This window comes from Flavobacterium sp. GW821-FHT11G01 (assembly GCF_058808175.1).
In genome coordinates, this window is sequence record NZ_JBXARK010000002.1 from 707,857 (window position 1) to 731,788 (window position 23,932).

Sequence of the window (23,932 nt, forward strand, 5' to 3'; positions counted from 1 at the left end):
TATAAAATTAAAATTTTAAATTCAGCGGCTGATTATTACCTTCCTTTTATACTCAAATCAAATAAAAATTTTGCGGTTTCCTGATCGGAGTCGGCGGAGAAACCTGCTACATAAACGCCCTTTTTGCCCGAATTCGATTTAATTCCGTATACAACTGCCTCATCGCCTGGATCTGATTCCCCTTCGTATCGATACACATGTACAATTTCAAATTTTTCAGGATTTTTTTTAATCATGTCCGAGTTCAGATTAAAATCACATGTAAATCCTTTTTCATGAAGTTGATCTAAAGCTTTTGAAACAGTTGCGTAGTGATACATTCTTGTCATGATAATTGATTTAAAAATTAAGGATTTTAAAGGTAACCAATTTAAAATTAAATTGTTATGAAAAATTTATAAAAATCTGAAATTTAAATGCCCAATTCTTCGTTGATAAATCGCTACTTTTGCACCGCAGACCGCCTTATCGTCGTTCCGATTCATCGGGAGGGAGGAAAGTCCGGACACCACAGAGAAGCATAGCGGGTAACACCCGTCGGCGTTAGAAATGGCGCAAGGACAAGTGCAACAGAAAGTATGTACAGGTAATGCTGTAGTGAAACCAGGTAAACTCTATGCGGTGAAATACCAAGTATATCAGCATTTAAGGGTTTCTCGTCCGTTGTTGAAGGGTAGGTAGCTCGAGTCCAGTAGTAATACTGGATCTAGATAAATGATAAGGCCCTGATTTATCAGGGACAGAATCCGGCTTATAGGTCTGCATTTTTTATATATTTGTGAAAGCTCTAAATCACTTTCATGAATACAATTACTCCAAATACTTCTCCGAAAATCAGGAAAAGTACTTTTAATACTATAATTACCAATCTTACTTTTTGGGTTTTAATTGCCATTATTGCCGGTGTTTTGCTTGGGCATTTTTCGCCTGAAAATGGTGTGAAAATGGAAATTGTTGGTAAAACATTTGTCGATATCATTAAACTTTTTATTGGACCAATTATCTTTTTGACGATTGTTTTAGGGATTTCCGGAATGGGAAATCTTAAAAAAGTGGGTCGAATTGGCGTGAAAGCTTTGTTTTATTTTGAAGTGGTTTCGACCATTTCACTGGCAATTGGGGTTGGCGTTGCTTATTTCTTTCAACCCGGTAAAATTGATAAATCAGGTTTGGCTTTGCAGGATGCGAGCAAATACACCAATCATGCTGCAGAAAACTTTTCGTGGTGGCAATTTTTCCTTTCTAATTTTACGTTACAGGTTCTTTTAGCTGCAATTGTTTGCGGAATTGCATTGAATTTTTATCAAAAGAGAGAACAGACGATTCTGGTATTGGAACGTTTCTCAAAAGTGGTTTTTACAGGATTAAAATATGTGATGTATTTGGCGCCGATAGGTGCCTTTGGAGGAATGGCGTACACGATTGGTAAATTCGGATTAGAAACATTGATTCCGCTGGGAAAACTAATGCTTTGCGTTTATCTGACGATGGCTTTATTCGTGTTTTTGATTTTAGGAAGTATTTTGAGATATTATAAAATCAGCATTCTTTCGATTCTAAAATACATTAAGGAAGAACTTTTATTAGTTCTGGGAACGTCCTCTTCTGAAGCCGCTTTGCCAAGTATTATGGTAAAACTGGAACAAATGGGCTGTAGTAAATCGGTTGTAGGTTTAGTGATTCCAACTGGTTATTCTTTTAATTTAGATGGAACTTCGATTTACTTGTCGATGTCGGTTATATTTCTCGCTCAATTGTATGATGTGCATCTGAGTTTTGTTGAGATTTTAACTGTAATCGGAATTTTGATGATTACTTCAAAAGGAGCTGCGGGCGTTACCGGAAGCGGATTTATTGTTTTAGCATCGACTTTGACCGCGATTCATAAAATTCCGGTTGAAGGTTTAGCCTTTTTATTGGGCGTTGATAAATTTATGAGTGAAGCAAGAGCGATTACAAACTTAATTGGTAATACAGTCGCAACCATTATAATTTCAAAAACGGAACACGATTTTGTGGAATTGAATCTGGAGCCTGTAATGGAAGAATAATCCACAAAGACAATCAAAAAAGTGAAAAACTTTGTGTCTTTGTGCCTTTGTGGCATTTAATTAGTTTATTATGAAAACAAGAATTGGAATTTTAGGACTTGGTGGAGTAGGAGGATATTTCGGTGCACTTTTGGCGAAAGCCTATTATAATTCAGCTGAGGTTGAAGTTGTTTTTATTGCCAGAGGCGCAACAAAAGAGGCAATTGCTGAGAATGGATTGAAAATTGTCAATGACGATTCTGAAATGGTTGTTTATCCAAAATTGGTTTCGAATAATCTGGATGAAATTGGTGTTTTAGATTATTTAATATGTGCTACCAAAACATATGATATTGAAGAAAGTTTACTTTCGCTGCAAAAATGCATTATTCCAAAAACCGTAATTCTTCCTTTGTATAATGGTGTTGATGCTCCTGATCGTATCAGGGAAATATTTCCGGAAAATAATATTTTGCAAGGTTGTGTTTATATTGTTTCGATGATTGCCTCGCCGGGAACAATTCGCCGATTAGGCTTTTATGAAAAACTGTTTTTTGGTTCAAAGACAACTTCAATTGCTAAATTAGAAGAATTGCAAAGCATCTTCCAAAAAGCTAAAATCGAAAGTTATTTGGTTGAGAATATTGAAGAAACAGTTTGGGAGAAATTTATATTTATTTCAGCTTTAGCTTCGGCAACTTCTTATTTAAATCAGAATATTGGCGAAATTCAAAAGAATAAAAAATCAATGAAAGTTTATGTAGAATTGCTTGATGAAATCGAAGAAGTTGCGAAAGCAAAAGGACTTCAATTGCCAAAAGATATTGTAAATCAAACTATACTTAAGCTTGAAAAATCACCTAAAGAAGCAACTTCATCAATGCACAGAGATTTATTGGCAGGCAGGAAAACAGAAGTAACTTCGTTGACACAATTTGTAGTCAACGAAGGTTTAAAATATGGCGTAAAAACTCCTCTTTACGAAAAGATTGCAAACGCATTATTATGATCTATGATTCGTCTTTTGTAGTTCTAACTAAACTAATTCCTGACGTAAAGAAAACGATTCCCAATATACCGTAGATAATTAAAGTTTTAACATCTCTAGTTTCTCCCGAAGTTCCAGCAAAAACAACTGCTGTATAAATAAGACCTACAATTCCAAGAATGGTAAGTATTCCTCCAAATAATCTTTTTAGGTTCATGATTTTGATTTTTAATGTTTATCAAATTTACTTTCTAAAAACTTTATAGCTGTTATACAATTACTTAGAGAACTTATATGATTTGCAGTTTCCATTAGTGCTTCTGATTTTAAATCCTCAATTGATTTTAGCACACACATCTTACCTATTCTACTGTAAGAAAATATTTTATTTTTTAATTTGATTGTATGGTTTAAATGTTATTTTTGTCTCAACCATTTAAAAACCAACAATGAAAAAAAAATACCTATTCGCTATTTTACTTGCCTTTTTAATTAATTCATCTTATGCCCAGGATGAAGCAGTTACATCTGTTCAAAAAAATCAATTTAAAATTAATATGTTTTTACCAGGCTTCGTTTATGAACATGGTTTTGATTCTAAAAATACTTTGTACTCTGAAGCAAGTTTAGGTTTGGGATTCTCATCGAATTCTAACAATTCAAATTTTGCATTTTTTCCACAAATAGTTGAACAATTTCGTCATTACTACAATCTTGAAAAAAGAGCGGCAAAAGGAAAAAGAACAGCTTTTAATTCGGGAAATTATCTTGGCTTAGCTGCTGCTTATAATTTTGAATCTATTTCGACAAATGATAATTATAGAGAATCGGTTCCTTCATTTACAATAGGAGCACTTTGGGGAATACAACGTACTTACAAAAGAAAGTTTAATCTGGAGTTTAGTGCAGGTCCAGGAGTAAATTTTGATAAATATGACACTGAATTTGTGCCCCTTGTTAACTTTACTTTGGGCTGGGTGATTGGAAATTAATTTTTATAAAAATAAAATATTAAAAAGCCTTGATTTATCAGGGCTTTTCTATTTTAAATTCCAAACCAATATTACGAACACTTTCAATCTTAATTTTTGGATCTGAATTAAAATATTTTCTAAGCCTGCTGATAAAAACATCCATACTTCGGCCAGAGAAATAATCGTCTTTTTTCCAGACAGACATTAAAATTTGATCTCTCTTTAATAATTGGTTGTGGTTTAGATATAAATACTCAATAAGAGAAGCTTCCATTTCTGTGAGCTGCTGAACGTGATTTTTATTATTGAGTGTTAATCGTTCATTATCAAAAACATAAGAGCCAATTTCAATTATGTTATTTCCGTCCAGACTTCTCTTTTGTTCGATTCTCTTTAGAATATTCTGCAAACGCAGAATAAGTTCGTCGACTTCAAAAGGTTTTATGATATAGTCGTCTGCACCCAGTTTTAATCCAATGATTTTGTCTTCTTTTAACTTTCTTGCGGTTAGAAAAATAAATGGAATTTCAGGATTGATTGTAATTATTTTTTCGGCCAGTGAAAAACCGTCCAATTTGGGCATCATTACATCAAAAACGCAAATATCAAAAGTTTGGTTTTTAAAATAGTCCAAAGCTATTTCTCCATTTTCTGCCCAGATTACTTCAAATTGATGCAGTTCTAAATATTGTTTTAAAATTGCAGCAAAATCAAAATCGTCTTCAGCTAAAAGTAATTTTTTCAAAATAAGGTAATTAAACTTTTAATAAAATAGTAAACTGAGTTCCTTTTCCTAAATCACTCACAACGTTAACAGATCCCTGATGCGCTTTCACGATTTGATTTACATAGTAAAGACCTAAACCTAAACCTTTTGTATTGTGCAGATTTCCTTGTTGTACGCGATAAAATTTTTCAAAAAGAAGGGATTGTTTGTTCTTTTCAATTCCGATTCCGTCATCTTCAATACTAATCGAAAACTGATTTGCTATGATTTTGGTTTTTATTGTAATTGTACTTGATCCATATTTTGCAGCATTTTCCAAAACATTTAAAAAAGCGGTTGTCAGATGGAATTTATCTAAAATCAAAATTGTTTTCTGAGTTTGAAAATCGGTTTTAAGATTGATTTTTGGAAATGTAATTCTAAAATCATTTACAATTGAAAGCAGAAAATCTTCGGTTTCTATTTTTTCTTTTTGCAATTCAATCTCATTTTCTGCCAATGAATTTGCCATAACCTGATCAATCAAATTTTGAAGTCTATTGTTCTGACGCGAAATAGTATTGACGATCGAATTAAAATTTTCATCGTTATCACGAATGTTTTTTTGTTCTAAAATTTTGGTAGAAATACTCAAAGTAGCCAAAGGTGTTTTGAGTTCGTGCGTAATATTATTGATGAAATCAGTCTTAACATCGCTCACTTTTTTCTGTTTGATTAAAGCTTTTATAGCAATTACAAAAAGTGTTATGAGCGTTAAAATGGAAAGTAGTGATAAGATCAGAATGAAAGTCATTCTTCTTAAAATAATCATTTCCCAATCAACAACAGAAACATACATCGAATCTTCTGTCAATAATTTATAATCCTGATTTTCAAAAGTTCCGTTGGTTGTTCCAACATAATTCCGAACTAAAAATGCATGATTTAACGAAGCTAAATTGCCGTATAATTTATTCTGAATAAAAGGTTTTTCAGAGAAAATAGTATCTGCTTTTTGGGCATTTTTGTACAGAATATATTTATTGAGTACAATTGCAAAATCGATTTTAAAATTGGGTAAATCTCTTTCTAATTTTCGTTTGATTTTCTGGGTTAATACATCATTGAATTCACTTTGAAGAATAGCTTTTTTAATGCCAATTTTGTTCGTTTTTCCCTGAATATAATTCTCCGATAATAATTTGTAAAGCGCTTCTTTTTTCGAAACAATAACAGAATCAATATCACTATAATTATTCGAAACCTGAGCAATTTCATTTTTGATTTCCGTATGAAACTGTGCCACTTTATAATCATAAGTGGTTTTTACCAAATAGCATTGCACAGTCGATAAAACGATCAACGCGACAACTGAAAATACTATTAATAAATTAATTCTTTGTTTCATTAGTTTATATGGCTCACGGATGAATCTGATTAAACGGATTTATTTTATTTTTAACGCAGATTTAAAAATAATTTTAGCAGATTAAAATTGATCTTTTTAAATCTGCGAAATCTGCGTGAGATTACTGAACGTTAATCAGTAAAATCTCCGGGCAAATTTTCTCAATTCAAAATTAATGCTTTTACGGTATAAAAAGCACGTTAACTCCGCATTAACCTTCAATTAACTTTCGTAACCTTTTTTTAGAAGCATTTTTGCATTCAATCTAAACCAAAATCTTTTTAAAATGAATGTTTATTTGCCTCTAAAACTCTTTATAATCCTATTGCTGTTTTGTTTTTCCCTTTTAGGAAATGCCCAGAATAAAACGCCAAAAGACAGTATTTCGAATAACCTGAACGAAGTTGTCATTACTCAAAATAAAAAATCATTTTCGAATCAAAACGGGAATATAAAATTGGATGTAGCCAATTCGATTTACAATGCAATTCCAAATACAGTTGATTTGTTAGCTAAAATGCCTACCATTCAGGTTAGTGCTGATAGGGAAAGTATTTCGGTTAGGTAAAGGAAACCCGTTGATTTATATTGATAATCAAAAGGTTGGCATGGACGATTTAAATGCTTTGGCTGTCGCCGATATTAAAGCGATAGAAATCATTCAGAACCCTTCTTCTAAATATGAAGCAGAAGCGCGTGTTGTAATTTTGATTACACGAAAGTTTAGTAAAAAAGACAGTTTTAGAACAGAGATTTCTGAGGTTGCTTCGTTTAAGAAAAATTACAATAATTACCTGGGATTCAATTTTAATTTCAAAAAAAACAAATTGGAGTTGAAAGCAAATTTTAATTACAATCTGCTAAAGCCGTGGGAAAATCACAGTATTGATTATAAAATGACAAATGTAGATATCGCTTCAAAATATGATGTAACAGCCGATAGTAAACAAAAGAAGCAGTTTGTTTTTGGGGGTGGTTTGTTCTACAAAATAAATGATGGCGATTATTTTTCATTTAATATAAATAGTAAGCTGCAGACAGACCTTTTTCCTATCAATACAATTACAGAAAATAAAAACCAGGACGTTGTAAATAATGTGGTGACGTATAGCGATAATGATGGTAAAAAGAACTTTGTGAACTCTTCTTTAAATTACAATAAAAAGATAAATTCAATTGATACACAGATTTTTACTGGGATGCAATATTCTGATTTTGACCAGACTTCGTGGAGTGAGGTTCAGAATAATTTTAATGATACGCAATTTGAACTGGCTCAGATTCGCGATCAGAAATTTAAAGTAAATGTTTTTTCGGGCAGAATTGACATTGAGAAAAAGTTTAAAAATGAAATGAAATTTGAAATCGGTGGACTCTATTCAGCGGCAAATTCAAAATCTGATTTTGACATTTTTTATTATGAAACCAATACAAATGAAATAAGTCATTATGATTTTAAAGAAGAGAATTTAGCCGGATACAGTCAACTTTCCGGAAAAATTAAGAAAATTGATTTTTCCGTCGGATTTCGTGTGGAAGATACCAATATAAACGGAAAGTTTAAAACAGATTTATTACCATTAATTGCTAAAAATTACACTAACTTTTTTCCAAAAGCACAGTTTACATTTCCTATTGATAGTGCAAAAAGTATCAGTATAAATTATGCAAAAAGCATTTCGAGACCTAATTATTCCTCACTAAGTCAGGGCTCAACTTATATAAACCCTTATTTTTTGTATGCAAGGAATATTAATTTGGGGCCAACAATTATTGACGAAATTTCGACTACTTTTCAATATCATGATAAATCGGTTAGATTGAGCTTTACGCACGCCAAAGATCCTGTTTATAATAGTTTTTCGTTTGATGATCAAAAAAATATAATGACTTTTCAAGATATAAATTTTGATAAAAGTTCTGGCTTTACGGTGGATTTTACATTGCCTTTTACCTATAAATTTTGGACAACAACTAATTCTTTAATTTTTATTTTAGAAAAAGTTGAAGATCATTCTGCAACATTTCTAGCTTCAAAACCGTATTTGTATTATGTCTCAAATAATGAATTTAAACTTCCAAAAGAATATGTTTTGATGTTGAATTTTTGGGGATTAACTAAACGATATACAGGTGTTTTTGAGACAAATCCGAGATTTATAGTCGATATGGCGGTTTCAAAAATGTTTTTTAAAAAATGGAATTGCACCTTAAGCTGTAATAATGTTTTAAAAAATAACATTGAAACAGAAAAATTCACAATTAATAATATTCATTCTAAAGCAAGATATGTTGTCGATAATCATGAAATTTCTTTAGCAATTAAGTATTCTTTTGGAAAGGTAAAAGAAACTGAATTTAAAGAGAAAAATAACGACGAAAATCAAAACAGAATTCGTTAAAAACAAAAATCCCTTGAAATTCAAGGGATTTTTTTTATGATTGTAAGGAAATTATCCCTCATCTTCTTCTGTTACTTTTTTTAATGAATCATCTGGTAATTCTTCATCATCGTCTGTCGAGTTTAATTCGAAGAAACTAAAAAACGAACCTCCGTAACTTTTCTGAAAAGAAAAATTACTCAAATGTTCCATTTTTGTGTATTTGGAATGTTCGATAATCATCATGCCGTCTTCATGCAATAAATCTCTTTCGAAAACGGTTAGCACAATTTTTTCAAACGCAGCCTGATCTAATCCGTATGGCGGATCGGCAAAGATAATATCATAAGAAGTTTTGCAGTTTTCCAAAAATTTATAAACATCACTTTTAGTAGCGGCGATATCAAAATCATATTCTGATGAAACTTGTTTAATGAATTTTACGCATCCAAAATCACCATCAACAGACGTAATGGGCGCACTTCCGCGTGAAGCGAATTCAAAGCTAATATTGCCGGTTCCCGAAAACAAGTCTAAAACTTTTAAACTGTCAAAACTAAAATGATTGTTCAAAACATTAAATAATGCTTCTTTACTCATGTCAGTTGTAGGTCTTACAGGAAGGTTTTTTGGCGGAAAAATGCGGCGTCCTTTGTATTTTCCAGAAATGATTCTCATGATTGAAATAAGATATAATGTTTTTGATTTTGTGCAGTAGAAAAGTTATTTTTTTCTTGTAATGTGCTTACATCTAAGAAGGAAACATTACGAATGTATTTATACGCGATGGCATAAAAAGGGTCATTTTTTTCTATAGTACCTAACAATTCGAGAGGGAAAATCTCAGGATTTAAATTCGATTGTTCGGCCGTAAAAAGTATATAATAAATAAAATCTTCCGGTGTTTGATATTCAAATGAATTGAATAATAATAACTTTTGATTTTGAACTACAATGATTTCAAAATGCTCCGGATTAAAATTAACGATCATTTTTTTATCGTCATTATTTCTTGAAGCTTCAAGAATTTTTTCGACTAAAATGCTGTTAACGTGTTTGTAATCAAAAGATCCAACATTGTCAATCAGGAAATTATTGATGTTTACATACGGAATGTAAACCGCGTTCATTTCGTAATTTGAAATGGTGTCAAACGTAAAAAAATCGGTTTCAAAAACTTTTGTAGTGTATTGTAAATAGCTACCCAGATAATTTTCATCAAAAAGCGGAGTAGGTACAAAAGTGGAAAGATTGTTATTATGAATTACCATAATTTCATCATAAGTCTCTTTTAATTCCGGATATTTTTTAAAAGCATCGCTATAAGATTCTTCTATTTTGGTCGCTTTTTGATTCGAATCAAAATGAATTTCATTAAACGAAGTAATGGTATTATTTAAAGTATCAAAACAACAAAAAGAAAATCCAGTCAGGGAAACCTGAATAGAAAGCTTTTTATAATTTTTTGATGTAATATTAGTATTTTGAAATGCCATAATTTGATTTTCAATTCATTACCTGTTGTAGTGTCAAGAAAGAATTTAATTCGAACACAAACTTACAAATTAAAAAGCAAGAATAATAATTGCAATTTCAAAAAACAATTTTATATACATTTTAAGGCAATGTTAAGTTTTTTTTCCACCGTATAAGTTATATAAGTTCACAGAATCAAGCTCAAAGTTCAAACATGAATTTTTATAACCCTATAAAACTTAAACTTTAATTTTCTTATATCACTTATATGGTTTAATTTTTTAATTGCCATTTAAAAAACCGTACTTTGTAGTTCAATTTTACCCTATGAATTCAGCATTGTTTTACGGCGTTTTACAAAGAAAATTTCCCTTTGCACCTACTTATAAACAGGATATTTTTTTTCAAAAAATCGCCATCTTTTTAACGGAACCTGTTAACGATACTATTTTTGTACTAAAAGGATATGCCGGAACAGGAAAAACAACGGTGATTTCAACTATCGTAAATAATCTTGGAGAAATTAATAAGAAGTTTGTTTTGCTGGCGCCAACGGGTCGTGCGGCAAAAGTAATCGCTAATTACTCGAATACGCCGGCTTTTACAATTCACAAAAAGATATATTTTCCGAAAAAATCATCTGGTGGAGGCGTAGCTTTTACCAAACAGGTCAATAAACATAAAAACACCATTTTTATCGTCGATGAGGCCTCGATGATTTCAGATAGCAATTCTGATTCGAAATTGTATGATAACGGTTCGCTTTTGAACGATTTGATTCAATATGTATATTCAGGAACCAATTGCAAAATGATTCTTTTAGGAGATACTGCACAGTTGCCTCCGGTCAATTTAGATATTAGTCCCGCGCTTGATATTCAAACTTTGGGCGTTCATTATGATAAGGAAATTGAGCATATTGAGTTGGATGAAGTAATGCGTCAGGAAGAAAATTCAGGTATTTTATATAATGCAACAGAGTTACGGGAATTACTGAAAGAAAGTTTTATTACGGAGTTTAAATTCAATGTAAAAAAGTTTAAGGACATTGTTCGTTTAACGGATGGTTATGATATTCAGGATGCGATAAATACAGCTTACAGTAATTATAGTATTGAAGATACTGCGTTTATTGTTCGTTCGAATAAAAGAGCAAATCAATATAATGAGCAAATCCGAACCCGAATTTTATTTAAAGAAAGCGAACTTTCGGTTGGTGATTTTTTGATGGTCGTAAAGAATAATTATTTCTGGTTGAAAGAAACCGATGAAGCGGGATTTATTGCCAACGGAGATATTATCGAAGTGCTGGAAATGTTTGGAATCAAAGAGTTATACGGATTTACTTTTGCAAAAGTAAAAATCAGAATGGTTGATTATCCGGACCAAAAACCTTTTGAAACGGTTTTACTTTTAGATACTATTAAAAGTGAATCTCCGTCGTTAACTTATGAAGAATCAAATCGTTTGTACGAAGAAGTAATGAAAGATTATGAAGATGAAAGTACAAAATATAAGAAGTTTCAGAAAGTAAAAGAAAACGAATATTTTAATGGTTTACAGGTGAAATTCTCATATGCTATAACCTGTCATAAGTCGCAAGGTGGGCAATGGGACACCGTTTTTATAGAACAGCCGTATTTGCCAAACGGAATCGATCGCGATTACATAAGATGGCTGTACACGGCAATGACGCGTGCCAAAAATAAGTTATATTTGATAGGATTTAAAGACGAGAGTTTTGAGGAGTAAAATTTTTCGCCACGAATTCACGAATTTTATTTGAATAATTCGTGAATTCGTGGCGAAAAAAAACTTTAGCATATGACAACATTAAACGATTTACATTCGATTTCATCAACGTTTTCGAATACAGATAAAATGCCGGTTTTGTTTCTGGGACACGGAAGCCCGATGAATGCGATTGAAGAAAATCAGTTTGTGGCCGGTTTTCGCAATCTGGCAAAAACATTGCCACAGCCGAATGCGATTTTATGTATTTCGGCGCATTGGTTTACCAACGGAACCAAAGTTACTTCGATGCAAATGCCAAGAACCATTCATGATTTTGGAGGCTTTCCACAAGCACTTTTCGATGTTCAATATCCTGCAAAAGGTAGTCCTGAATTGGCTGCAGAAACTAAAAAGATATTGGAACCTGTAAATGTTGATTTAGATGAACATTGGGGTTTAGATCACGGAGCGTGGAGTGTTATAAAACATTTATATCCGGAAGCAAATGTTCCGGTAATTCAGTTGAGTATCGATTATACAAAGTCTGGGCAATATCATTTTGAGTTGGCGCAAAAACTACAATCATTGCGTCATAAAGGTGTTTTGATTATTGGAAGCGGAAATATCGTTCACAATTTACGTTTGGTCGATTTCAGGAATTTTGACAAAGACAATTACGGTTTCGACTGGGCAATTGAAGCTCGCGAAACCATCAATAATTATTTGCTGGATGAAAATTTTCAGCCTTTGATTGATTTTGAAAAAATGAACAAAGCAATTCAATTGGCAATTCCAACTCCGGATCATTATTTGCCTTTGCTTTATACTTTAGGTTTGAAAGATAAAAATGATGAATTGGAATTGTTTAATGATAAACTTTTGGCAGGTTCGTTGAGTATGACTTCGGTAAAAATTATGTAAAAACAACTTTGTGAATCTCTGTGGTAAAATTATAACACAAAGCTGCACAAAGATTTACACAGAGATTCACAGAGATTCACAGAGAATAAAAATAAAAGAAATAAAATGAAAATAATAGCGGTAATTCCGGCGCGATATGCTTCAACACGTTTTCCTGCAAAATTGATGCAGGATTTGGGAGGTAAAACAGTAATTCTAAGAACATATGAAGCTGCGGTTTCAACTAACTTATTCGACGATGTTTTTGTAGTAACTGATTCTGATTTGATCTTTGATGAAATTGTTTCGAATGGAGGAAAAGCCATAATGAGCATCAAAGAACACGAATCTGGAAGTGACCGAATTGCAGAAGCTGTTGCAAATCTTGATGTTGATATTGTAGTAAATGTTCAGGGAGATGAACCTTTTACAGAAGCTGGTCCTTTAGAACAGGTTTTATCTGTTTTTAAAAATGATGAAGATAAAAAAATTGATTTGGCTTCGCTGATGCGCGAAATCACAGATGAAGATGAAATCAATAACCCGAATAATGTGAAGGTTGTGGTTGATCAATCGCAGTTTGCGTTGTACTTTTCAAGGTCTGTAATTCCGTATCCAAGAGAGAAAAATGTTGGAGTACGATATTTTCAGCACATCGGAATTTATGCTTTTAGAAAACAGGCTTTATTAGACTTTTATAGTTTACCGATGAAATCTTTAGAAGCATCTGAAAAGCTGGAACAACTTCGTTATTTAGAATTCGGAAAACGTATTAAAATGGTTGAAACAACGCATGTTGGGATAGGAATTGATACTGCTGAAGATTTAGAAAAGGCTAGGGCAATTTTAAATTCTAAGTAAAATTTTGATTTTATTTTAAAGATATAGTGCTGTCATCCTGAGGAACGAAGGATCATACAAGATATTCGACAAAGATTGGCGAATTACTTTGCGGAATTATCGCCCGGAGTTTCTAGTGTGATCCTTCGTTCCTCAGGATGACAAACTTTAAGTAAAAAAACAAAAAAGCTCCAAAATTTTTGGAGCTTTTCTTTTATCTAAAACATTCTAAATCCTTAATATAAATCAGGAAATTTAGAAGGATTAACTTCATGCATCATGCTATATACTTTTTCGAAAATATCTTCGGCAGATGGTTTCGAGAAATAGTCGCCATCAGTTCCGTAAGCCGGTCTGTGGGCTTTTGCAGCCAATGTTTGTGGTTTGCTGTCTAAATGAACATAAGCATCTTGTTCTTCCAAAATTTGCTGTAAAATGAATGCTGAAGCTCCACCAGGAACATCTTCATCGATTACTAGCAAACGATTTGTTTTAGCAACACTTTTTACAATATCCTTATTGATATCAAACGGAAGTAAAGACTGAATATCAATTACTTCACAATCAATTCCTAAATCTAATAATTCAGTTGCTGCTTGTTCTACTAATCTCAACGTTGATCCGTACGAAACTAAAGTAATATCTGAACCTTCTTTTAATGTTTCAACTACACCAATTGGTGTTTTGAATTCACCAAAATTCAAAGGAGTTTTTTCTTTTAAACGGTATCCATTTAAACATTCAATTACTAAAGCCGGTTCGTCAGTCTCCAAAAGAGCATTATAAAATCCTGCGGCTTGCGTCATGTTTCTTGGAACTAAAACATGAATTCCACGAATGGCGTTGATAATCATTCCCATTGGAGAACCAGAATGCCAGATCCCTTCAAGGCGGTGTCCACGCGTTCTGATAATTAATGGTGCTTTTTGTTTTCCAACAGTTCTGTATTGCAATGTTGCCAAATCATCACTCATGATTTGAATCGCATATAATAAATAATCTAAATACTGAATTTCAGCAATTGGACGTAAACCTCTCAGAGCCATTCCGATTCCCTGACCTACAATTGTAGCTTCACGAATTCCCACATCGGCAACACGAAGTTCTCCGTATTTTTCCTGCATACCTTCTAAACCTTGGTTTACATCACCAATGTTTCCTACATCTTCACCAAAAATTAGTGTTTCTGGATATTTGGTAAACAAAGCGTCGAAGTTATCACGAAGAATCATTCGGCCATCTGAATCCGGTTTAGCATTTTCTGCATATTCCGGAAGTACTTTTTGTACAGAATACACATTCAAATCAGAATCAGAATGTAAATGACTACTGAATCTTGGTTGTGTTTTTGCAATATAATCCGTAATCCAATTAGAAAGCAAAACTTTACTGTTTGGTACTTCTACAAAACGCAATATTTTACGCGCTATAACTAACATTTCCTTTTTTAAAGGCGATTTAATAGCGTTTAATTCTGAAATATATTTTCTAATTCTTTCTTTATGATTGATGCTTGCTTCCGCAATTTGCTCCAATAAAGCCAAAAGATTTTTTTGATCTTCAATAATTGGATTGATGAAAGAATTCCACGCCTCTTTTTTAGCTTCAAGGACTTCTTTTTTCAATTCAAAATCAATTTCTGAAAGTTCTTCAGGAGATGCAATATTGATGGCAATCATCCATAAACGCATCTGACGAATACAATCAAAATCTCTTTCCCAAGCCAGTCTTTCTCCATTTTTGTAACGTTCGTGAGAACCAGAAGTAGAGTGGCCTTGTGGTTGTGTTAATTCGTTTACGTGAATTAAAACCGGAACATGTTCTTCGCGCGCGATTGCTGCAGCTCTTTCGTAAGTCGAAACCAATTCAGCATAATCCCAGCCTTTTACTCTAAAAATTTCATAACCTTTAGAATCTTCATCACGTTGGTATCCTTTAAGAATTTCAGAGATGTTTTCTTTAGTAGTTTGGTGTTTGGCGTGAACAGAAATTCCGTATTCATCATCCCAAACGCTCATTACCATCGGCACTTGTAAAACTCCGGCAGCATTTATAGTTTCAAAAAACAAACCTTCAGATGTACTGGCATTACCAATAGTTCCCCAGGCTACTTCGTTTCCATCTACAGAGAATTTGTCTTTGATTTTGATGCCATCGACATTTCTGTATATTTTAGAAGCCTGAGCCAGTCCCAATAATCTTGGCATTTGTCCGGCTGTAGGTGATATATCTGCGCTTGAATTTTTTTGTTTTGTTAAGTCTTTCCAGGATCCGTCTTCGTTTAAACTGTGCGTTACAAAGTGTCCGCCCATTTGTCTTCCTGCTGACATCGGATCGAAATCTAAATCGGTATGACCGTATAGACCTGCGAAAAATTGTTTTGGAGTTAGTTCACCAATCGCCATCATAAAAGTCTGATCACGATAATATCCTGAACGGAAATCGCCATTTTTAAAGGCTTTTGCCATGGCAAGCTGCGGAACTTCTTTTCCGTCACCAAATATTCCAAATTTGGCTTTTCCTGTCAATACTTCTTTACGACCTAAAAGGCTACATTCACGGCTGGTTACTGCAATTCTATAGTCTTTCAATACTTCTGTTTTGAAATCTTCAAAAGTTAAAGTGGTATTGTTTTTTTCTATAATCATAATCTGGAAGGGTCATGTTGAGACTGCGAAATTACTTAAAAACAATCAATAATCATAATTCTTTAAAATAAATATAATTTAATTATTTGTATTTAAAATCAAAAAACTACGTATTTTATTTATGTAATTTTTAATAAAAACCATAATTTAATAATAAATATGTATCTTTTTGATTAAAATTTATTTGATTAAAGCCATTTTCGGGTAAAAAGATTGACTAATGTTTTAGGCGATAATGTTATCACAAATCTTATTTTTTCGTTATATTTTGTTTGGGTAATTTCCCAGCCATTATTAGAATAAACAGGAAAGAAGAGTTCAAAGTAATCCGGAACTAAATTTAAACGAACACCACTGTCGTAAACAAAATCAGCACTTTGATGTTTACTTTTCATAAAACCAATGTCTCCATAAAGCTCAATCCAGTTCCATACAGAATAGCTTGCATTTAGAGTTGTCATCCATTGATTGGCGAAAGAAGGTTCGATTTTCGATTTAAAACCACCTTCTGCCATCACAAATTGCTGACTGAAAAATCCTGTGCTTTCTGATCTCCCGTAAAAATTATAATCAAACATATAGTCTGTAGGACGGTCTAAGCCAAAACTGAAATAATCTGAATTTGTAGTATTATAAAGGAAACTTCCGGCATATAATCTCAAATTTAGTTTACGATTGTTTTCAAATAATCTTCTGTATTCAATTTCTCCAGCCAATTTTCCAAAATCTCCAGAAAACTGAACATCAGTCATAAAATTAAAATGATTGATTAATTCGGTTTTTGTATTTGAATAACGCGCGTTGAAAATAGAATAATTTGGAGGTGAATTATCAGTGATATAATCACTCGCTTCACGATTTACAATTACTTCACGAACTAAAAAAAGTTGCTTTCTGTTGTCCCTGAAATTTTTCTCCCGAATTCTAAATTGCACCATAGGGTTTAATCTCAAGTAAGTAGCATCTGGCGCATAATGGTAATAATTCTGACTGATCGAATACCGTACATTATAAAGTGTACTTTCACGATAGTATTCGCTCCATGAAAAAGCCGAAGAACCAGAAATTGTTCCTGCATTAATAGAGTAAGCCGGATTGATATCAAAAGTAAACGGCTTGTCTAAAATCGTTTTATTATGAAGACGGATTCCCGGAGTTAGTCCATCGTATAAATTATAACTTAATGTCGGAATATATAATATTTGATTGTAGTAAGGATCTTCCAGATCTTTAGCAAAATTAAATTTAATCGGGCGATTCGTTACTACAAGACTTTTCAATGATTTCCAGTTGTTTCTCTGGTTATATTCCGGAACTTCATTGTCATAATTGATAACAATTTTATCTGCATCTTTTCGATCAAAATGATAAACATAATCATTGTTTTTGGGTTCAATCCAAGTTTTAAAAACAACTTCATTTTTTTTGAGTCCGTAAATCGGAATTGGAGCAAATACGCCGGTTTTGTTCTTTATAGAAAACTGAACACTGTCCTTGGTTCTCGAAACATTTGTAAATTTATAATCGATAATTTCACGAGAATCAATAATAGTTTCAAAAAACCAATTGATTTTTTTGGGACTGTTTTTAGTTAATATATCTTCAAAATTATATCGATTGGTCTGTTTGGTTTTATTCAGATTATAAAATTCCTTAACACTTTCAGGAACAATATCATGATTCAGATAATCATCTAAATAACTCAAACTTAAACCTGCGCGATATTTACTGGCAATTTGCTCGTTGAATTTAATCAAAGTATTTTTCGGGTCTCCAAGCGGTTGATCCAGATTCTTACGAGCCATCAGCATATAATAATAACTGTATTGCTCGTTGAAAGTCAGATTGGTAATATTATAACTTTTAAAGAGTTTCATGTCAGAAAGCCTGCCCAGCATTTTCTGGTCTAAATGGTTTTCTTCCATGTATTTCATCATGGCGTAGATCTGAATTCCGTCATAAACCCAATTGTCTCTTCGTGGATCTAAGCGTAAACTATTCTTCAGATAATTGTTTAGATAAGTTTTTAAGAAAGTAATCTCAAATATAAATTCATCCGAAAACGGACTAATAAATGACGGCAATTGATTTAATCCATAAAAAGGATTTCGATCATAATCAGCCTGAGAAATAGTGATTCGTTCATGAGGATATTTTCCAATAAAATCATTGGCAAAATTGGCAACTCTATTGATAATAATAGCTCTCTGAATCTCATTAAGTTTCTTTGTTTTTAAATCCGAAAGAACTTCTAAGTCGCCATTACTATAACTTCTAAAACTGTTTTGTTTTTCTATAAATAAATTAAAATCAGTTCTGTTGTTCCCTGAAAAAGAATAGGTGCTGTAAGAAGAATTGGAATTCTCTTTTGACACCGAATTCAAATCGGTCGTAATCGTATAATTATTTGGAATCTTTATTTCAACTTGATAATCTATAGTCGCATTTGCAATATCGTCAAGATTAAAATTATTGTTTTTTACAAAATGATGGCTTTCAAATCGGGCGGGAGTTATAAACCAGTTTTTTAGGTTCATTCCGCCATTTTGATCAAAGCCGTAATGGGTAAATTTAGCACTCGGAATTTTAGAAATATAAGTCAGATGCAAATCTATTTTTTCACCCGGATATAATTTTCGGTTTAGTTTTACAACAATAAAATCCGGATTTTTATCCGTTCTTTCCCATTCCAGAGCTAAATTCGCAGAATCAGTCAAATTTAAAATCGTCGTATTTCCTCTTTCTTCTGGTTTGGCAACATGAAAGCCTCTGTAAAATTCATCTGAAAAACGTTTGGCCAAAGGCGTATTTTTATCCGAAAAAGCATTATTCCAATCATTCAAAACAATTGAAGTCAAAGAATCATTTGAAGTATTGTAAAACGTAATATCCTGTCTTACATTCAGTGTTTTAAGTTCAAGATTAACCGCCACATCCATCTTAGACTGATGTTGTGCATATTGTTTTATTGAACTGAATAAAACTAAAATGAAGAATATAAATTTATAAAATGATTTCAAGGATGGCTTAGAAATTAAGGGATATACTTAAGTTACGAGCTTAAAGTTGTTTTGGTTTTTTGTAAAAATAGCATAAAAAAAGCTGTTTAAAAAAACAGCTTTCAATTTTTATAAAAGTTAAGGAAATTTAACCATATAAGTTATATAAGTTCAATTAAGGTTTGCTTAAAAAATGATACAAAACAGATTATTTAATATCATTTATTGAGACAAAAAACACTAGAAATTTGGACTTAAATCGTATTTTTTGTAGAATTTATCCAGAACGTCAACTACTTCATCTTCAGTATCAACTACTTTAAATAAGTTTAAATCGTCAGGGCTTACAGTATGCATTTTTTCAACCAAAACCGTTTTAACCCATTCAATTAATCCTGACCAGAATTCAACTCCAACTAATATAATTGGGAATTTTCCAATCTTCTTGGTTTGGATCAAAGTAATCGCTTCAAACATTTCGTCCAAAGTTCCAAAACCTCCTGGCATTACTACAAATCCCTGAGAATATTTTACGAACATTACTTTTCTAACAAAGAAATAATCAAAATTTAGGTTTTTATCGTGATCGATATAAGGGTTAAAATGCTGCTCAAAAGGCAATTCAATATTCAAACCAACAGATGTTCCACCGCCTAAATGTGCACCTTTGTTTCCCGCTTCCATAATTCCGGGACCACCGCCTGTAATCACACCGTAACCCGCTTTACTAATTTTATAAGCAATTTTTTCGGCTAACAAATAGTATTTATCGTCTGGTTTTGTTCTCGCCGATCCAAAAATTGAAACACACGGACCAATACGTCCCATACTTTCGTAACCGTTTACAAACTCGGACATGATTTTAAAAATCGCCCAGCTGTCATTGGTTCTAATTTCGTTCCACGTTTTTTGTTTCAAACGATCCTGAATTACTTTATCCTCATCATTATCAAAATCTTCTAATCTCATTTTTGGTATATTATAATTTATATTTTTTTAAGGAGCTATTTACTTCGTCAGTCGCTATCGCTCGTGTTCTGCTGTCCACTATATCTTTTATATCCGCCGCGGCGGACACAAAAGGATGCCGTTCCCATCAGGGCTAGGGGACTTGTTTTCAATAGAAGAATCCTTTATTAATAGGTTTGTTCTTCAATTGATTTAGTAATAGGACTTTTAACTTTTCCGGTATGTTCTGTGGTTTTGGATTCAATAAGCATTATTAAACACTCCTCAACAGATGAAACCCTGTGATTTATTCCTTTTTTTACAACAAATAATTCACCTTTTTTCATAGTGAATGAGGGTTCATTTTCAATTTCCATTAAAAGTTCACCATCAACAATATAAAATAATTCGTCTTCATTTTCGTGATTATGCCACGGTATTTCCTGACCTTTTATTTTAGCCACTTTAATATATTGATCATTTACTTCATCAATTATTTTGGGTGAAAAATATTGGTCTACGTTACTGAATTTTTCCTTTAGATTCATAGATTTTATATTAGTCTTACCGGAATGAAAAATTTTTTCAAAAACGGCTAGCTAAATTAAGTCTTTTTTTCAGAATTGTCACAAGAATGTCTATTTATTAATTTAAATGTAACATTTGTGGATAGGTAGGTTTTAGTTTAGAATTCATTTTCAATTGATTATGGAAAATGAAATTTTTCAACATTTACAAAATCTATTAAAGTATGACTTTCCCACAGAACTAAATTATAGGCGTTATCAACGGATTAATCTGGAAGCCTGGGGACGTCGTTACAAATATTTCGTTCTCTCTGGAGCTTGATAAAGAGTTTATGTCAAAAAAAACGTAGGTTCTATTTATTTTGTAGGGATGGATTTTAATCCATCCCATATTGAAAATTGGGTTATTCCAGTTCTTTTTTCAAAAACTTAGCCGTGTAGCTTTTTTTATTTTTAGCTACTTCTTCAGGAGTTCCTTTAGCGATTAATTGTCCACCACCTTTTCCACCTTCAGGACCAATATCGATAATATAATCGGCAAGTTTTATAACGTCCATATTATGTTCGATCACTAAGATTGTATTTCCTTTATCAACCAGTTTATTGATTACATCCATTAAAACGCGAATGTCTTCGAAATGTAATCCTGTGGTTGGTTCGTCCAAAATATAGAATGTATTTCCGGTATCTTTTTTAGACAATTCCCCAGCAAGCTTAATACGCTGCGCTTCACCGCCCGAAAGTGTTGTACTTTGCTGTCCAAGTGTGATATATCCTAAACCAACATCCTGAATGGTTTTTACTTTCCTGTAAATCTTCGGAATGTTTTCAAAAAATGGAACTGCTTCATCAACCGTCATATTCAAAACATCCGAAATTGATTTTCCTTTGTATCGAATTTCCAATGTTTCTCTGTTAAAACGTTTTCCCTGACAGGTTTCGCATTCTACATAAACGTCTGGTAGAAAGTTCATTTCGATTGTTCTAACTCCAGAACCTTCACAAGTTTCGCAACGCCCGCCTTTTACATTAAAACTAAAACGTCCGGCTTTATAACCACGAATCATACTTTCAGAAGTCATCGTAAACAGGTTTCTAATTTCGGTGAAAACTTCGGTATAAGTAGCTGGATTAGAACGTGGTGTTCTTCCAATCGGACTTTGGTCAATATCAATTACTTTATCAATATGTTCCAGGCCTTCAATTTTTTTATACGGTTGCGGTTTTTTTACGCCATTAAAATAATAGGCATTTAAAATAGGGTAGAGTGTCTCGTTAATTAAAGTTGATTTTCCACTTCCTGAAACTCCCGTCACACAAATTAATTGTCCTAAAGGCAATTCGATAGAAACATTTTTAAGGTTATTTCCTGTTGCTCCACTTAGTTTTAAAAACTTTCCATTCCCTTTACGACGTTCTTTTGGAATCTCTAATTTCATTTTACCATTCAGATATTGAGCGGTAATCGTGTTTGATTTTAAAGTTTCTGCTGGTGTTCCAATGCTGATAATTTCGCCACCATATTTTCCGGCTTTCGGACCAATATCAATGACATAATCAGCGCGTTCGATCATGTCTTTATCGTGTTCTACTACAATAACCGAGTTTCCTATATCGCGTAATTGTTCTAAGGAATGAATCAGTTTTTCATTATCTCTTTGGTGTAAACCAATACTTGGCTCATCCAAAATATATAATACACCAACTAATTGTGAGCCAATTTGGGTTGCCAAACGAATACGTTGTGCTTCACCACCTGAAAGTGATTTTGAACTTCGGCTTAAAGCCAAATAATTTAAACCAACATTCATCAAAAAGTTCAAACGATCTTTGATTTCTTTAACGACTTCAGAAGCAATCAAAAGTTGTTTGTCTGATAAATGACTATTTAAATCCTGAAACCACGCTGTTAAATCTGAAATATCCATATCACACAATTCGGTGATATTTTTTCCATTCACTCTAAAAAACTGCGCTTCTTTTTTCAAACGTGAACCTTCACAAACCGGACAATTTACTTCGTCCATAAAATCTTTTGCCCAACGTTTTATAGTAGTTGAAGCGCTTTCGTCATATTGATTTTTGATGAAATGCGAAATTCCTTCAAAATCAATTTTATAATCGCGCGTAACACCTAAATCTTTTGAGTTTACTGTAAATTTATCTTTTCCGCCATGAAGAATCATGTTCATTGCTTCTTCCGGAATTTTCTCAATAGGATCTGTTATTTTAAATCCGAATTTTTCTCCAATAACTTCTAATTGCTTGAAAATCCATGACGATTTATATTCGCCAAGTGGAGCAAAACCACCACTTTTAATTGATAATTTTGGATTCGGAATAATTTTTTTAATATTGATTTCGTGAACCGTACCCAATCCGTTACAATGCGGACAAGCACCTTTTGGAGAGTTAAACGAAAATAAATTTGGTTCCGGATTTTGATATGAAATTCCTGTTGAAGGACACATTAAATTTCTACTAAAATAACGTACTTCATTGGTGTCCTGATCTAAAATCATTAATACATTTTCACCGTGATGCATAGCGGTATTAATACTTTCTGATAATCGTTTTTGATTATCTTCAGTATCTTCAATCAACATTCGGTCGACTACAATTTCGATATCGTGGGTTTTGTAGCGATCCAGTTTCATTCCTGAAACCAAATCCTGAACTTCGCCATTTACACGAACTTTTAAGAAACCTTGTTTGGTAATTTGTTGGAATAATTCGGCGTAATGTCCTTTTCTGGCTTTAATTACAGGAGCCAAAATATTGATTCGTTTTCCATTAAAATCCTCAATAATCAAATCTTTAATTTGCTCATCAGAATAAGAAACCATTTTCTCGCCTGTATTGTAACTGTAAGCGTCAGCACCACGAGCGTATAAAAGTCTTAAGAAATCATATATTTCAGTAATAGTTCCAACAGTAGAACGTGGACTTTTACTGGTCGTTTTTTGTTCGATAGCAATTACTGGCGAAAGTCCATCAATTTTATCCACATCCGGACGTTCGAGGCCACCAAGAAACTGTCTGGCATAAGCCGAAAAAGTTTCTACATAGCGACGTTGTCCTTCGGCATAAATCGTATCAAAAGCCAAAGATGATTTTCCCGAACCTGATAAACCAGTAATTACGACCAGTTTTTCACGCGGAATTGAAATATCGATATTTTTTAGATTATGAACTCTTGCACCAAGAACTTCAATAGTATTGTCTTTTTCTAACATAATTTTGAGCAAAACGCAAAGTTACCACTTTGATTTATTCTTTTTATACTAGAGCACAAAACTTTATGTTACAATTAGTAACAAAATAACTTTCATTATGAATGTTTTTCTTTTTGAAAAATATAGAAATTGAGACT

19 protein-coding genes and 1 other RNA gene are annotated in these 23,932 nt (G+C 32.7%); 9 read left to right on the top strand and 11 right to left on the bottom strand.

The genetic code is table 11. From position 1 onward, the window contains the following. Window positions 1–35: 35 nt before the first annotated feature. Entirely contained in the window at window positions 36–329 is a 294-nt protein-coding gene (locus tag AC1RRN_RS06860) for an SH3 domain-containing protein (protein WP_056194495.1), read from the bottom strand. Window positions 330–452: 123 nt separating this feature from the next. On the opposite strand from AC1RRN_RS06860, the gene rnpB reads away from it, so the two are divergent. The 3 genes from rnpB (at window position 453) to AC1RRN_RS06875 (ending at window position 3,039) form a co-directional block, all read left to right on the top strand. After that, window positions 453–770: RNase P RNA component class A (gene rnpB / locus AC1RRN_RS06865), an RNA gene on the top strand. A gap of 30 nt (window positions 771–800) precedes the next feature. After that, window positions 801–2,051, top strand: coding sequence for a cation:dicarboxylate symporter family transporter (locus tag AC1RRN_RS06870; RefSeq protein WP_492966593.1), 1,251 nt, complete (start codon window positions 801–803; stop codon window positions 2,049–2,051). A gap of 70 nt (window positions 2,052–2,121) precedes the next feature. Continuing rightward, entirely contained in the window at window positions 2,122–3,039 is a 918-nt protein-coding gene (locus tag AC1RRN_RS06875) for a ketopantoate reductase family protein (protein WP_492966594.1), read from the top strand. A 1-nt stretch (window position 3,040) separates the two neighbouring features. Here AC1RRN_RS06875 and AC1RRN_RS06880 read toward each other — a convergent pair whose 3' ends face one another. Further along, window positions 3,041–3,235, bottom strand: coding sequence for a hypothetical protein (locus tag AC1RRN_RS06880; RefSeq protein WP_492966595.1), 195 nt, complete (start codon window positions 3,233–3,235; stop codon window positions 3,041–3,043). Between the two features lie 232 nt (window positions 3,236–3,467). On the opposite strand from AC1RRN_RS06880, the gene AC1RRN_RS06885 reads away from it, so the two are divergent. After that, window positions 3,468–4,010: a hypothetical protein gene (locus tag AC1RRN_RS06885; protein ID WP_492966596.1), complete on the top strand. Its 543-nt coding sequence runs from the start codon at window positions 3,468–3,470 to the stop codon at window positions 4,008–4,010. A gap of 37 nt (window positions 4,011–4,047) precedes the next feature. On the opposite strand, the gene AC1RRN_RS06890 is transcribed toward AC1RRN_RS06885, so the two are convergent. Together AC1RRN_RS06890 and AC1RRN_RS06895 are read right to left on the bottom strand one after the other, a co-directional pair. Beyond that, on the bottom strand, window positions 4,048–4,737 hold the full coding sequence (locus AC1RRN_RS06890) for a response regulator transcription factor (RefSeq protein WP_492966597.1): 690 nt from the start codon (window positions 4,735–4,737) through the stop codon (window positions 4,048–4,050). 10 nt (window positions 4,738–4,747) lie between these two features. Then, window positions 4,748–6,106 carry a sensor histidine kinase gene (locus tag AC1RRN_RS06895; RefSeq protein ID WP_492966598.1) on the bottom strand — a complete coding sequence of 453 codons (1,359 nt, stop codon included), beginning with the start codon at window positions 6,104–6,106 and terminating at the stop codon, window positions 4,748–4,750. 286 nt (window positions 6,107–6,392) lie between these two features. Between AC1RRN_RS06895 and AC1RRN_RS06900 the strand changes: the two genes are divergently transcribed. Both AC1RRN_RS06900 and AC1RRN_RS06905 read left to right on the top strand, forming a co-directional pair. After that, entirely contained in the window at window positions 6,393–6,674 is a 282-nt protein-coding gene (locus AC1RRN_RS06900; RefSeq protein WP_492966599.1) for a hypothetical protein, read from the top strand. 40 nt (window positions 6,675–6,714) lie between these two features. Next, window positions 6,715–8,508 carry a TonB-dependent receptor domain-containing protein gene (locus tag AC1RRN_RS06905; protein WP_492966600.1) on the top strand — a complete coding sequence of 598 codons (1,794 nt, stop codon included), beginning with the start codon at window positions 6,715–6,717 and terminating at the stop codon, window positions 8,506–8,508. A 51-nt stretch (window positions 8,509–8,559) separates the two neighbouring features. On the opposite strand, the gene AC1RRN_RS06910 is transcribed toward AC1RRN_RS06905, so the two are convergent. Beyond that, a complete protein-coding gene (locus AC1RRN_RS06910) occupies window positions 8,560–9,165 on the bottom strand; it encodes an RsmD family RNA methyltransferase (protein WP_072976100.1) in 606 nt (201 codons plus the stop codon). After that, window positions 9,162–9,983, bottom strand: coding sequence for a DUF3822 family protein (locus AC1RRN_RS06915; RefSeq protein ID WP_492966601.1), 822 nt, complete (start codon window positions 9,981–9,983; stop codon window positions 9,162–9,164). The genes AC1RRN_RS06910 and AC1RRN_RS06915 overlap by 4 nt, the downstream gene beginning before the upstream one ends. 307 nt (window positions 9,984–10,290) lie before the next feature. On the opposite strand from AC1RRN_RS06915, the gene AC1RRN_RS06920 reads away from it, so the two are divergent. The 3 genes from AC1RRN_RS06920 (at window position 10,291) to kdsB (ending at window position 13,458) form a co-directional block, all read left to right on the top strand. Continuing rightward, the gene (locus AC1RRN_RS06920; protein ID WP_492966602.1) at window positions 10,291–11,715 is read left to right on the top strand and encodes an ATP-dependent DNA helicase; all 1,425 of its coding nucleotides are present in this window, start codon (window positions 10,291–10,293) and stop codon (window positions 11,713–11,715) included. Between the two features lie 72 nt (window positions 11,716–11,787). Continuing rightward, window positions 11,788–12,618 (top strand): 4,5-DOPA-extradiol-dioxygenase, encoded by an 831-nt coding sequence (gene ygiD / locus AC1RRN_RS06925; protein WP_492966603.1) that lies wholly within the window; start codon window positions 11,788–11,790, stop codon window positions 12,616–12,618. Window positions 12,619–12,723: 105 nt separating this feature from the next. Further along, the gene (kdsB, locus tag AC1RRN_RS06930) at window positions 12,724–13,458 is read left to right on the top strand and encodes a 3-deoxy-manno-octulosonate cytidylyltransferase (RefSeq protein ID WP_492966604.1); all 735 of its coding nucleotides are present in this window, start codon (window positions 12,724–12,726) and stop codon (window positions 13,456–13,458) included. Window positions 13,459–13,673: 215 nt separating this feature from the next. Here the strand turns inward: kdsB and AC1RRN_RS06935 are convergent, their stop codons facing one another. The 5 genes from AC1RRN_RS06935 to uvrA form a co-directional block, all read right to left on the bottom strand. Beyond that, complete coding sequence (locus AC1RRN_RS06935; protein ID WP_492966605.1) at window positions 13,674–16,085, bottom strand: alpha-ketoacid dehydrogenase subunit alpha/beta; 2,412 nt, start codon at window positions 16,083–16,085, stop codon at window positions 13,674–13,676. A gap of 188 nt (window positions 16,086–16,273) precedes the next feature. After that, on the bottom strand, window positions 16,274–19,024 hold the full coding sequence (locus tag AC1RRN_RS06940; protein ID WP_492966632.1) for a gluzincin family metallopeptidase: 2,751 nt from the start codon (window positions 19,022–19,024) through the stop codon (window positions 16,274–16,276). Window positions 19,025–19,324: 300 nt separating this feature from the next. Further along, window positions 19,325–20,053, bottom strand: a complete 729-nt coding sequence (locus tag AC1RRN_RS06945; protein WP_074663622.1) for an LOG family protein — start codon at window positions 20,051–20,053, stop codon at window positions 19,325–19,327. 167 nt (window positions 20,054–20,220) lie between these two features. After that, on the bottom strand, window positions 20,221–20,580 hold the full coding sequence (locus AC1RRN_RS06950) for a cupin domain-containing protein (RefSeq protein ID WP_492966606.1): 360 nt from the start codon (window positions 20,578–20,580) through the stop codon (window positions 20,221–20,223). Between the two features lie 383 nt (window positions 20,581–20,963). Continuing rightward, on the bottom strand, window positions 20,964–23,795 hold the full coding sequence (uvrA, locus tag AC1RRN_RS06955) for an excinuclease ABC subunit UvrA (protein WP_492966607.1): 2,832 nt from the start codon (window positions 23,793–23,795) through the stop codon (window positions 20,964–20,966). Window positions 23,796–23,932: the final 137 nt, after the last annotated feature.

Excerpts from the sequence above, each read along its gene's own strand:
- AC1RRN_RS06860 (WP_056194495.1), bottom strand. The coding sequence starts at position 329 with ATGACAAGAATGTATCACTACGCAACTGTTTCAAAAGCTTTAGATCAA.
- AC1RRN_RS06870 (WP_492966593.1), top strand. The coding sequence starts at position 801 with ATGAATACAATTACTCCAAATACTTCTCCGAAAATCAGGAAAAGTACT.
- AC1RRN_RS06875 (WP_492966594.1), top strand. The coding sequence starts at position 2,122 with ATGAAAACAAGAATTGGAATTTTAGGACTTGGTGGAGTAGGAGGATAT.
- AC1RRN_RS06880 (WP_492966595.1), bottom strand. The coding sequence starts at position 3,235 with ATGAACCTAAAAAGATTATTTGGAGGAATACTTACCATTCTTGGAATT.
- AC1RRN_RS06885 (WP_492966596.1), top strand. The coding sequence starts at position 3,468 with ATGAAAAAAAAATACCTATTCGCTATTTTACTTGCCTTTTTAATTAAT.
- AC1RRN_RS06895 (WP_492966598.1), bottom strand. The coding sequence starts at position 6,106 with ATGAAACAAAGAATTAATTTATTAATAGTATTTTCAGTTGTCGCGTTG.
- AC1RRN_RS06900 (WP_492966599.1), top strand. The coding sequence starts at position 6,393 with ATGAATGTTTATTTGCCTCTAAAACTCTTTATAATCCTATTGCTGTTT.
- AC1RRN_RS06905 (WP_492966600.1), top strand. The coding sequence starts at position 6,715 with ATGGACGATTTAAATGCTTTGGCTGTCGCCGATATTAAAGCGATAGAA.
- AC1RRN_RS06910 (WP_072976100.1), bottom strand. The coding sequence starts at position 9,165 with ATGAGAATCATTTCTGGAAAATACAAAGGACGCCGCATTTTTCCGCCA.
- AC1RRN_RS06915 (WP_492966601.1), bottom strand. The coding sequence starts at position 9,983 with ATGGCATTTCAAAATACTAATATTACATCAAAAAATTATAAAAAGCTT.
- AC1RRN_RS06920 (WP_492966602.1), top strand. The coding sequence starts at position 10,291 with ATGAATTCAGCATTGTTTTACGGCGTTTTACAAAGAAAATTTCCCTTT.
- ygiD (WP_492966603.1), top strand. The coding sequence starts at position 11,788 with ATGACAACATTAAACGATTTACATTCGATTTCATCAACGTTTTCGAAT.
- kdsB (WP_492966604.1), top strand. The coding sequence starts at position 12,724 with ATGAAAATAATAGCGGTAATTCCGGCGCGATATGCTTCAACACGTTTT.
- AC1RRN_RS06935 (WP_492966605.1), bottom strand. The coding sequence starts at position 16,085 with ATGATTATAGAAAAAAACAATACCACTTTAACTTTTGAAGATTTCAAA.
- AC1RRN_RS06940 (WP_492966632.1), bottom strand. The coding sequence starts at position 19,024 with ATGGATGTGGCGGTTAATCTTGAACTTAAAACACTGAATGTAAGACAG.
- AC1RRN_RS06945 (WP_074663622.1), bottom strand. The coding sequence starts at position 20,053 with ATGAGATTAGAAGATTTTGATAATGATGAGGATAAAGTAATTCAGGAT.
- AC1RRN_RS06950 (WP_492966606.1), bottom strand. The coding sequence starts at position 20,580 with ATGAATCTAAAGGAAAAATTCAGTAACGTAGACCAATATTTTTCACCC.
- uvrA (WP_492966607.1), bottom strand. The coding sequence starts at position 23,795 with ATGTTAGAAAAAGACAATACTATTGAAGTTCTTGGTGCAAGAGTTCAT.